At 43.7% G+C, this 10,957-nt stretch carries 11 protein-coding genes; 6 read left to right on the forward strand and 5 right to left on the reverse strand.

Annotation, left to right across the window (positions count from 1 at the left end; translation table 11 throughout):
- Positions 1–42 precede the first annotated feature (42 nt).
- Entirely contained in the window at positions 43–261 is a 219-nt protein-coding gene (locus tag F6K37_RS21635) for a hypothetical protein (RefSeq protein WP_071105390.1), read from the forward strand.
- Positions 262–326: 65 nt separating this feature from the next.
- Here F6K37_RS21635 and F6K37_RS21640 read toward each other — a convergent pair whose 3' ends face one another.
- The 3 genes from F6K37_RS21640 to F6K37_RS21650 all read right to left on the reverse strand — a co-directional run bounded on the left by F6K37_RS21640 (position 327) and on the right by F6K37_RS21650 (position 2,040).
- Positions 327–602 carry a hypothetical protein gene (locus tag F6K37_RS21640; RefSeq protein ID WP_287252068.1) on the reverse strand — a complete coding sequence of 92 codons (276 nt, stop codon included), beginning with the start codon at positions 600–602 and terminating at the stop codon, positions 327–329.
- A 172-nt stretch (positions 603–774) separates the two neighbouring features.
- Positions 775–1,395, reverse strand: coding sequence for a sigma-70 family RNA polymerase sigma factor (locus F6K37_RS21645; protein ID WP_287252070.1), 621 nt, complete (start codon positions 1,393–1,395; stop codon positions 775–777).
- 405 nt (positions 1,396–1,800) lie between these two features.
- Complete coding sequence (locus F6K37_RS21650; RefSeq protein WP_287252071.1) at positions 1,801–2,040, reverse strand: hypothetical protein; 240 nt, start codon at positions 2,038–2,040, stop codon at positions 1,801–1,803.
- 372 nt (positions 2,041–2,412) lie between these two features.
- Here F6K37_RS21650 and F6K37_RS21655 point away from each other — a divergent pair, with 372 nt between their 5' ends.
- On the forward strand, positions 2,413–2,628 hold the full coding sequence (locus F6K37_RS21655; RefSeq protein WP_287252073.1) for a hypothetical protein: 216 nt from the start codon (positions 2,413–2,415) through the stop codon (positions 2,626–2,628).
- A 259-nt stretch (positions 2,629–2,887) separates the two neighbouring features.
- On the opposite strand, the gene F6K37_RS21660 is transcribed toward F6K37_RS21655, so the two are convergent.
- Positions 2,888–3,421: a DUF2808 domain-containing protein gene (locus F6K37_RS21660; RefSeq protein WP_287252075.1), complete on the reverse strand. Its 534-nt coding sequence runs from the start codon at positions 3,419–3,421 to the stop codon at positions 2,888–2,890.
- 41 nt (positions 3,422–3,462) lie between these two features.
- On the opposite strand from F6K37_RS21660, the gene F6K37_RS21665 reads away from it, so the two are divergent.
- From F6K37_RS21665 to F6K37_RS21680, 4 genes are all read left to right on the forward strand, one after another.
- Positions 3,463–3,639 (forward strand): hypothetical protein, encoded by a 177-nt coding sequence (locus F6K37_RS21665; RefSeq protein WP_287252077.1) that lies wholly within the window; start codon positions 3,463–3,465, stop codon positions 3,637–3,639.
- Between the two features lie 911 nt (positions 3,640–4,550).
- On the forward strand, positions 4,551–6,176 hold the full coding sequence (gene pntA, locus F6K37_RS21670; protein WP_009148791.1) for a Re/Si-specific NAD(P)(+) transhydrogenase subunit alpha: 1,626 nt from the start codon (positions 4,551–4,553) through the stop codon (positions 6,174–6,176).
- Positions 6,177–6,663: 487 nt separating this feature from the next.
- Positions 6,664–8,127 (forward strand): Re/Si-specific NAD(P)(+) transhydrogenase subunit beta, encoded by a 1,464-nt coding sequence (gene pntB, locus F6K37_RS21675; protein ID WP_009148794.1) that lies wholly within the window; start codon positions 6,664–6,666, stop codon positions 8,125–8,127.
- Between the two features lie 218 nt (positions 8,128–8,345).
- Positions 8,346–9,164, forward strand: a complete 819-nt coding sequence (locus tag F6K37_RS21680) for a tetratricopeptide repeat protein (protein WP_009148796.1) — start codon at positions 8,346–8,348, stop codon at positions 9,162–9,164.
- 98 nt (positions 9,165–9,262) lie between these two features.
- Here the strand turns inward: F6K37_RS21680 and F6K37_RS21685 are convergent, their stop codons facing one another.
- Complete coding sequence (locus F6K37_RS21685; RefSeq protein ID WP_009148798.1) at positions 9,263–10,795, reverse strand: serine/threonine-protein kinase; 1,533 nt, start codon at positions 10,793–10,795, stop codon at positions 9,263–9,265.
- Between the last annotated feature and the right edge of the window lie 162 nt (positions 10,796–10,957).

A 10,957-nucleotide genomic window follows, 5' to 3' on the forward strand; every position in this document is an offset into this window, starting at 1 on the left:
TTGTACGAATACTATAAAGGATTGATTGCCAACTATAGCTGATTGTTGATCATACCATGTCAAGGGGTGATCTATCAAGGCAAGCTATCAGCTATCAGTTATCAGCTATCAGCTATCAGCTATCAGCTATCAGCTATCAGCTATCAGCTATCAGCTATCAGCTATCAGTTATCAGTTTATGAGTTAGGTCACAGCGTCGAAGCGTCACAGCGTCGAAGCATCACAGCGTCGAAGCCTGTGCCACTGACCACTGATGGCTGACGGCTGATGGCTGATGGCTGATAACTGATAGCTGACCGCTGAATGCTTACACCCCTTCAGATGGTTTAGTCCTGGAATGCTGTATTAGGGGATGGCTCCTCTGTGGAAACCACGTTGAGTAAATTCCGAAGACCTTGATTCCACTTTTCTAGTTTTAAATAGTCGGTCATTTCAATTTCCTCAATTAAGGAGTTAAGGGATTCATCAAGATTAGCTAGCTCTAGGATTTCTGCCATCCGATTTGCTTCTAATTCAGACAAAACTGTAAGAGCTATTAGCTGGCGATATTCTTCTGCTAATTTTTCTGATAATTTATTGTTTTTTCGTTTAATTATGCTCATTGTTTTAATTAATTCATCCTGTAATTTTATTTGATAAAATTTTATTAAATAAAATATTCTAAAAAGAAAATTGTTTAAAAAATATATATTAATTGCTTAATTAATAAAGGAAGATTGGGGCAATCACTGAAGGAATGCCCCCAAGCGGTTTCCGCACCCTAATTAGCTATAGCTAATCATAAGATTTTGTTGACTTATTATGCTTCTTAAGCTCAAAAAATATTTTGCGCAAACGCTTTAGGGCACGATTACCTCGTTGCCTGGCAGACGATTCAGTCACAACTTCTCCGTTAGAAGCTAGATGGCTCACTACTTGTTGCCAAGATAAGCCTTCTATGTGCCGTAACACGATTAGTTTGTAGTCCTTTGGCTCTAACTTTTGAAGAGCTAGCTCCAACAGCTTTAAGTTTTCATCCTCAGAGTTTGCCGAGGAAAGGCTATGGCTGTCTTCTAGTGCTTTTTGATGCTCTATTAAATGAGAGTCCCATAACTGCTCTTTTTTTTGTTCCCGGCTCATCTCACGGATGACATACAAGGAAGTCACCCTGGTCCAGGCTTTAGGGTTTTTAATCTCTTGCCCGGATTCTAGAAATTTTATCCCCCGTAAATAGGTTTCATTAATTACCTCGTCGATTTGGTCATCCGGGAAATTAAATTGCCGTAGGTTTTTCTTTATTCCATTGATTAATGCAGCATAAGATGTTGCTTCATTAGTTTTTAAAGAGGTTGGGTTAACTAAATGTTTAACCACTGATTCAAACTTTTCCCGAGGGGTTAAAGTTTTTTCACCCATTGATTAGGTCTCCTATGGCGACATTTAACACCACCTCCTGTTTGTCCTTGTTGAGAATGCATTTTCCATATATAGTGTTGATTAGATAAAAAAACACTATATGACTTGTGAAATTAGATTGACCCTGGTTTATACACTAGAAGCTTCGAGACTAAGGTCTGATGTAGGGTTGGAACTGTTACTTTGCTTTGGAATCCGATTAGCTGCAATCATTATTTCGTCCCTGAGGGGGTGACATGAGCCCTGAAAAGCTTACTATATAAGGCTTTAATGCCAATTCTCTCAGGAAAGATAAACTCCCAAATTGACCCTTCTTTGATTTTCTGGACGCTCAAACCCTTATAACTACGTCCAAGGTCAGCCCAAAACAGCATGTATTTTTTTGTAACAGATGGGCTGAATATCTTACGCAGTAAGGATTTTAGCTTGCATGTCACCCCCCCAGATTTCGTCCTTAATAGTATTTATATTGCCTAATTCGTATAAATTCTTAATAGAATCATGAAGAATCAGGTCTGGTGTAGTGTAGTTTGCGACCTGGGTGTTATTTTCTTTTGAAATCCAATCAGATCCATTTATGTTGAAGGTGATATCTTCCACATTACTGTGAATAATCAGGTCTGGTGTAGTGTAGGTTTTTGTCATTAGGATAATCGATCTCCGTATCAATGTTCCTCTAGATATATGTGCAGAACTGTCAGAAAATGTGACACCCTCTCGGGAAAATGTCTAAAAAAAAACAGGGTGCTTGAATTTTGAATAGCAGCACCTCTAGAGGAATGAGCCACTCAATGTCACAGAATCCTTGAAAAGGCACATTAATATATAGCCTGCCGATCAGACTCTAAAGCTGCTAGTAGGCGGTGAAAGAACATGCGTACTAATTTTGCGCCAAAATTCTTTGGGGTAGGAATTCTACTCTGATTCAAAGCCTGCTCGATAGTTTGTAGCGTCTAGGCAGGCACTCAAGAGGAAATCGTGGCTATTTAACCAGTCGTCTCTAAGTGTTCAATCACTATGTCACACAATCAACAGAAAAAACTAATTAGGTACAACTTCCCAGTTTGGCAAATTACCTTACCGCTCTGTGGAGTCCTGATCTTTGCTATAGGAGCTATCACCACAATCTATATGATCAACGGTCGCTATCTTTTTCACCTAAAGGCTACTCCCAAGGGACTCGAAATAATGACTGATGTAGACAAAAGGGAAATTAAAGAGACATTAAATTAGCACAAGACATCAATAGACCTCGCTACTTTGGCAGCGAGGTCTATTCAAAAGGGGGAAACTAGTTTTGGGGGTCTGGCAGTTACCTCACTGGGGAGCATGTCACCCTTGTAATTATGTATATAGATCCCCCCTAACCCCCCTTAAAAAAGGGGGGAATTAGATTCAAAAGTCCCCCTTACTAAGGGGGAGCAACGGGGGATCTGAATCAGGGATTAACAAAACTAACATGCTCCGCTTCACCGAATTGAGAATTGCTATATTATCGACCAATACTCATAATCCAGGTACCGACATAACTGGGTAGTGGAATATCACCAGGGGCTAAGACATAACAAACGAAGTAATAGGTACCCCCATCAGGGTTTTTGACATTGGACAATACTAATTCCACATTTTGCTTGGCTGGAACTGGCTCTTCCATGTAAATCTGAAGGCTATAATTCTCTTTGTCCCAGACTACTTCAGAGACCGGGAGGGATTTACCGTCAACGCGCACTTCAATTTTGTCCACGTCGAACTTACCATCGTAGTAATCTGGATAAGAAATAGAAAACTGAGCAACTCCCAATTCCAGTTTCTTCTTGGGAATCCTCAAGCGGTAACGATCCCAGTAATTGGGGGCACCGTTAAAATCTAGGTGATATCTCAGGATATTTTCCCGCTTAACACCACTCCAGAGTACCAATCCGGGATTACTCTGGGCTAAGCTCCGAACCGATAGCCCGGTCAAGACACAACCAGCTAATGCGATCGCGGAAATCAGACGTTTGATGGAAGATTGTGTGGATAGCATAAATCTCATGCTGCTTACTTGAGCTGACAGTTCACAGTTATTTGTTTTTAACTGTACTACTTATATATATATACGCAAAAATATACGCAATATATATACGCAATATATCCCTAATACGTAAGCATTCAGCGGTCAGCGGTCAGCGGTCAGCGGTCAGCGGTCAGTGGTCAGTGGTCAGCCGTCAGTGGTCAGCCGTCAGCTTATTTGATTCAAAGTAGCTTGGCCTACAGCCAATGGCTGATAGCTGATAGCTGATGGCTGATAGCTGATAGCTGAATGCTTACCCTCATACCAATTTCAAAACACTATCGCTACACTTTAATCACCTATAACACTTTATTACACCATTACCATCATCATCTATAGTCAGTGACGGAATCGATCTGACTAGTAAAGATTACCTACGACAACTGAGTGCAACAGCACAATTCCTAAAACAAGTTAAAAATAATCCTCTCTTTTGGCAGATCACCATAGGATCCAAAAAGAGATCCGGTTATGGGGACACATGTATTTGAACAGTCAGGGAAATTTATATAGAGAAATTGATGCCAGCAGTTCAAATTCAGCAAGAGGCCATGCCTGGTGTTGGATACCACGACAAGTAGCATACAAGGACAAGTAGCACAGATGGGAAGCCAGTCAGCTGATCAGACAATTAAGGCTGGGAGGTTTTCCTCTCAAGAGCGAGTCAATCACCAACCCTTAAGGGCATTGGCGGTGTCAGGGGGCAAACTGATCCCGTTCTAGTTGAACTTGGGAATCCTCTAAACAGGGTGAACATCCCCAGCAGGAAGAAGCTACAAGTTGCTAAAAACCACTCGAAATCAAAAGAAATAGAAGGATAGATTGTCATCAAGGGACAACATTTTTAAAAGAAGTTGTTACTTGATTCTATTTACCGAAAATAGTTAGGGAAAACAGTTATTATCGCCAGTTTTCCTGATTCTTGTTGTCCTCACCTAAGGAGTATTTTTCACCCATGACCAAAAGCTATGTTAGGAAATACGGTGGCCTTAGCCCCTGAAAGTGGCTGGTCTGGACATCCTTTGCCTGATGCTTCTAGACCCACCTTAGTGATCAACGAATTTTCCGTCGTTATTTCATTTAGACAACTGAAGGAGAGTCAATGACCCTAGCCATTCCCAAAGAGGCTGAAACGTTAGATTTACAGCCAACCAAAACTCGTATGAAGGTTGGTATCCCGAAAGAAATTTACCCAGGTGAATGCCGGGTAGCTGCTACACCGGATACAGCGAAGGTGCTCCAGAAACTTGGCTTTGATGTGCTGATTGAATCGGGAGCAGGAGAGACAGCGAATTTTCCTGACAATGCTTACGAACAAGCAGAATGCCAAATCATCCCTGATGCCAATAGCCTTTGGTCAGAGGCAGATATTGTTCTAAAAGTGCGTCCTCCTCAGATGCATCCAACTCTAAACAAGCATGAGTCTGAGTTGCTATCGGAAAATGGCACTTTAATCAGCTTTATCTGGCCAGGCCAAAACCAAGAACTGCTCGAACAACTCTCAAGCCGCAAGGCTACAGTGTTGGCTATGGATGCGGTACCCCGCATCACGAGGGCGCAAAAGATGGATGCCCTCAGTTCTATGGCCAATATTGCTGGTTACCGGGCTGTGATTGAGGCAGCGAATAACTTTGGTCGCTTCTTTACTGGGCAAATTACTGCAGCAGGGAAAGTTCCCCCAGCTAAAGTGTTGGTGATTGGTGCTGGCGTAGCTGGACTAGCTGCTATTGGTACCGCTAAAGGTCTGGGTGCTGTTGTGCGCGCCTTCGATACCCGCCCTGTGGTTAAGGAACAAGTGGAAAGCATGGGGGGAGAGTTTCTGGAACTGGACTTCAAAGAAGACGGTACCGGATCTGGGGGCTATGCCAAGGTGATGAGTAAAGAGTTCATCGAGGCGGAGATGGCATTGTTCGCTGCACAGGCTAAAGAAGTGGACATCATCATCACCACTGCCCTGATCCCCGGTAAAAAAGCACCGCTGCTGATCACCGAGGAAATGGTAGCGAGTATGAAAGAAGGCTCAGTGGTTGTCGATATGGCAGCTGAGCAAGGGGGCAACTGTGAGGTGAGCAAAGCCAATGAGGTCTACAAATACAAAGGTGTGACCATCATTGGATTAACTGACCTACCCAGCCGTATGGCTACTCAATCTAGCCAACTCTATGGCACCAACCTTTGTCATCTCCTCAAGGACATGGGTGGTAGTGAAAATTACCGTGTCGATATGGAGGATGAAGTGGTTCGGGGAGCCTTAGTCCTAAACGCTGGGGATGTAACCTGGCCCCCACCCAAGCGGCCTACACCGCCAGCACCTCCCAAACCCGCACCAGAACCCCAGACTGCGGTAACTAAAGAGCAGTCTGTGCCAGAGACGAAGAAATCAAAGGGTATCATGGGCTTGCTCTGGCCAGTGTTAGTGGGACTCGCCTTAGTTGGCTTGGGAATCGGAGCACCACCTTCTTTCCTCTCCCACTTCACGGTATTTATCCTGGCCTGCTTCGTAGGCTGGCAAGTGATCTGGAACGTAAAACCAGCCCTGCACACCCCCTTGATGAGTGTTACTAATGCCATTAGCGGCATCATCATCATTGGTGGAATGCTGCAAATTTCCGGCGCAGCCACCTCACCTACTACTATTCTGGGTGCGATCGCAATTTTAGTTGGAACCATCAACATCTCCGGTGGCTTCCTAGTAACCCAACGCATGCTCAAGATGTTTCAGAAATAGGTTAGCCGGTTAAAGGTTACAGGTTAAAGGTTACAGGTTGAAGGTTTGAAGGTTGAAGGTTTGAAGGTTGAAGGTTTGAAGGTTGAAGGTTGAAGGTTTGAAGGTTTGAAGGTTGAAGGTTGAAGGTTTGAAGGTTTGAAGGTTACAGGTTACAGGTTACAGGTTACAGGTTACAGGTTACAGGTTGAAGGTTACAGGTTATCTTCTGAACCTACCCTTCCGGAAGGCCAAAGGCCAACAACCAAACCACCTACCCTACACCGAACGCCAAAGGTGAACAACATTCAACCAACTAACCTTCAACCTTCAACCAACTAACCTTCAACCAACTAACCTTCAACCAACTAACCTTCAACCTTCAACCAACTAACCTTCAACCAACTAACCTTCAACCTTCAACCAACTAACCTTCAACCAACTAACCTACCCTTCGGGAACGCCAAGGGCGAACAACATTCAAGTTGAACACCATAAAACTAAGGAGACTATGTCAAATAATCTGTTGACAGTTGCCTATATTGCAGCTAGCGCTTTGTTCATTCTCAGCCTGGGGGGATTGTCTAACCAGGAAAGCGCCCGTAAAGGCAATATTTACGGCATTCTTGGGATGCTGATTGCCTTTGTTGCCACTGCCCTAAGTAGCGATGTAACGGCATACCTCACTCTGGGAGGGATGATTCTACCAGGAGTGATAATTGGTGCGATCGTGGCATCTCGGGTAGCCATGACCTCCATGCCAGAACTGGTAGCAATTCTCCATAGTTTTGTCGGTCTTGCAGCTGTACTGGTGGGTATTGCCAATTACCTGCAAGGGGAGGAATCCCTAACGGGTGCAGAAGTAACTATTCACCAGTTAGAAATTTATATTGGTGTGTTCATTGCAGCAATTACCTTCACCGGTTCAGTGATAGCCTTTGGGAAACTACGAGCTATCATCAGCAGCAAACCCCTAATGTTACCAGCACGCCACGTACTCAATCTGGCTATGCTTGGGGCTGTGATCGGGCTGGGTTACCAGTTCATGACAGCAGAGGGGACGACTGGTCTGCAACCCCTGTTGATTATGGCTGCGATCGCATCAGTTTTAGGCATCCACTTAGTAGCTGCTATTGGGGGTGCTGATATGCCAGTGGTCATCTCCATGCTCAATAGTTATTCCGGATGGGCCGCTGCAGCAGCAGGCTTTATGCTGTCCAATGACCTGTTAATTATCACTGGTGCCCTAGTAGGTAGTAGTGGTGCTATCCTCAGCTACATCATGTGCCGAGCCATGAACCGTTCCTTCTTCAGCGTGATTTTAGGAGGCTTCGGCGAAGGTGCAGGAACTACAGCTAAAGCTAAAGGTGGTGATCAGCCCGAAGGTCAAGTCACCGAGACCACAGTAGAAGATACCGTAGAGCTGCTACAAGGGGCCAAGAGTGTTATCATTGTTCCCGGTTACGGTATGGCAGTAGCTCAGGCTCAGCATCCCGTGTCCGATATTACCAAGATTTTGAGGAATGCCGGTATCAATGTTCGCTTTGGCATTCATCCAGTCGCTGGACGATTACCAGGACACATGAACGTGCTGCTGGCTGAAGCAAATGTGCCTTATGATATCGTTCTAGAAATGGATGAGATTAACGAGGACTTCCCAGAAACCGATGTAGTACTAGTGATTGGCGCTAATGATACCGTTAACCCTAGTGCCATGGAAGACCCCAGTAGCCCAATTGCTGGCATGCCAGTCTTAGAGGTTTGGAAAGCTGGTACCGTGGTGGTGATGAAACGGGGAATGTCCAGTGGCTATGCTGGCGTTGGCAATCCCTTGTTCTTCAAAGAAAACACCAATATGCTCTTCGGTGATGCCAAGACTAACGTTAGCGCTATCCTAGGCAAGCTCGTAGAATCTAGCCGGGACAGTGCAGCATCCAGCTCAGGAAAAGTCTTAGCTACATCCTCTGCGGGCTGAGTAAGGGTTAGAGGGGAATGACACCCTCGTTAAGGCTCAAACCTTGACTTGATGTCGAGTGTGGCGGAAGGTAGGAGTGTGGGAAGAGAGGGGATATTTTCTGGTAAAAATTCCCTGCTATTCTCCCCTCCTTCTTCTTACTCTTGCCTATCTTTGTAAGCATGAGCTAAATACTTACATTTTATCTTTCATTTCACAGGATAACGGAAATAATTGATATGGGTTTTTCTGTAGACGTTACTAGCAGCAACTACGCCACTGAAGTTTTAGAAAAGTCTTTTGAGAAGCCTGTATTAGTAGACTTCTTTGCTACCTGGTGTGGCCCCTGTCAACTGCTCAAACCAACTTTAGAGAAACTAGCTAAAGAATATGACTTTGTATTAGCAAAAGTTGATATTGACCGCAACCAAGACTTAGCGAACAACTTTAAAATTGAGGGAGTACCCGATGTCAGAATTGTCACCAATGGTGATATTATTCCTGGTTTTGTGGGGGTTTTACCAGAGATTCAGTTGCGGGAAATGTTGGCTAGGTTAAATCTGAAGTCTGAGCTAGACATTGGACTAGAAGAAGCTCGGGTTGCCATGGCAACTCAGGATATATCCCGAGCCAAACAGCTGTTTGAGCAGCTAATTGCCAAGTATCCAGAGAATCAAAGTTTAGTCATTGAAGTTGCCAATTTTTTGGTTCATATTAATGAGCCAGAACAGGCAACCACAGTGTTAGAAACCATTGGATACAATGATCGAGAATACTTCCCTAGAGCTCAGGCAGTTAGAGCATTGATTCAATTTAAGCAGCAGGCTAATCCTATTGGGGAAAGTCAATTAGATCAGTTATTTGCTCAGGCATCTCGGTTAGTTGTAGAGGGAGAATATGAAGCAGCACTCAAAATATTTTTAGAAATTGTCAGTAAACATCGTAACTATAGAGATGATGGTGCAAGAAAATCCATGATTGCGGTGTTTGATGTGCTCGGTAATGACCATCCCCTGACGAAAAAGTATCAGCGGGAGTTGATGCTATCCCTATATTAGTTTTGGCTGACGGTTTAATAGGTAAAATCGAAAATAGAAAAAAAATAAATATCTTTTAAAGTAACCAATTGCCAGGAACCAATTGCCAGGAACAAGTTTTAACCTGAGATATCAGTAGGGTAATCTGTATGAGCAGCTTCTAACTTCATTAAAATCTTCGGCTTCAGCTTTTCAAACTCTTGTTTAAGTATTCGTTTGCTCAACATTCCTTGATTAGTTGATTTTATTGTCTTAGACGTATTCGCCCAATCAATGAATAGCTGGCGTTGGGCAGGAGCAATGGTTGAGGTCATTACATTAGCACAGTATTCTGGTTGTGATTTGGCAAAAAACAAAATACGGTAATATCCAGTATCTCCCAAAAGTCTGATTATGTTCTGACCCTGATTTGTTTTGAGGTCTAAGTAGCAAGGAAACCAACAAGCACCGTGGTAGCGATTATGCACTGCGGTAATCCATAGCACCATTGGATGAGGTACCATCACATACAAGAATTGGTTGTAGCGTGTACTAACCTGACGGTTCTCAATCTCTTCTTTAGTAAGCATCACCCAGAGGGTAGGAAAGGTTGTGCTAGTGGTACGAATTATCTTAGGAAAGACAATAGATGCTTTAGGCTTGTCATCGGGCCAGGAGGTTCGCCGAGAAACATCATTCCCTGATACGGGAAGTATTTCTGTTGCCTTACTCAGAGGCTTCTCGGATAGTATTGTTTGAATCCGATTACCCAGATAGCGACCGCGATCATGACCTTCGTTTAATGAATCCAATGCTCGTAGGATAATCCCGACATTTTGAGGACGATCAGATACCTCTTTCGCTATACAGGTCATGATTAGGTTCTCTAGGGACTTCGGCAGCTTTAGCTTGGGGTTAATCGATCCAAAGGATTTAGGTGGGCTGAAGTGATGAGCTTTGTACCAACTACCAAAGGAATGATCTTCTGGAAGAATGGGCATGTGACCAGTTAACATCTCAAACATCATCACCCCGAGACTATAGATATCAGAGCGTTTATCTAGTTCCTTTCCCTCCATTTGTTCCGGTGAACAATAGGCTAGAGTACCCATAAAAGAATGGGTTTGAGAACCATCAAACTGAAGAAGCTTAGCAATGCCAAAGTCAAGGATTTTGATCAGTTCACCGAAGGAGGAATCTTCGACAACGAGAATGTTACTGGGTTTAATATCACGATGCACAATTGGAGTGAGTGTGCCTTTAAATACAATGCCTTGGTGAGCACATTGTAATCCCAGACAAATTTGGCGGGTAATATGCAAAAATCGGGGTAAGGATAGGGTTTTAGTGTGAATTATTTGGCTTAAATTTCCCCCTGCCAAGTATTCCATGACGTAGAAGGAAATATCGTTTTCATCTATGCCATAGTCCCTAACTCGCACGATGTGATTGCTTTTCTCACCAAGCAAAGCGCAAATCGTTGCTTCCCGCTCAAAGCGATCGCGCATTTTTTGGTTCAATAATGTATGGGAGAGAAACTTGACGGCAACCGTTACACCTCCGAGGAGCATATCTTTGGCTTGATACACTTGACCCATAGCACCTTTGCCGATCAACTTGACCAGTTGATAGCGATTGGCGAGTAGACGACCTTTGTTAGGGTCTGTGATCATAAGTTCTTTGGTGAGGTCTGGAAACTAACGTGTTCATGAATCATTAGTCTCTAGTCATCGCTAATTGGTCATTGGTCATTGGTCTTTTGTTAATACCAGGAGACTTAATGTGGATCACAAAGGACTAAGGACAAAACTGACTAAGGACAAAACTGACTAAGG

The organism is Moorena sp. SIO4E2 (assembly GCF_010671945.1).
Lineage (GTDB): Bacteria > Cyanobacteriota > Cyanobacteriia > Cyanobacteriales > Coleofasciculaceae > Moorena > Moorena producens.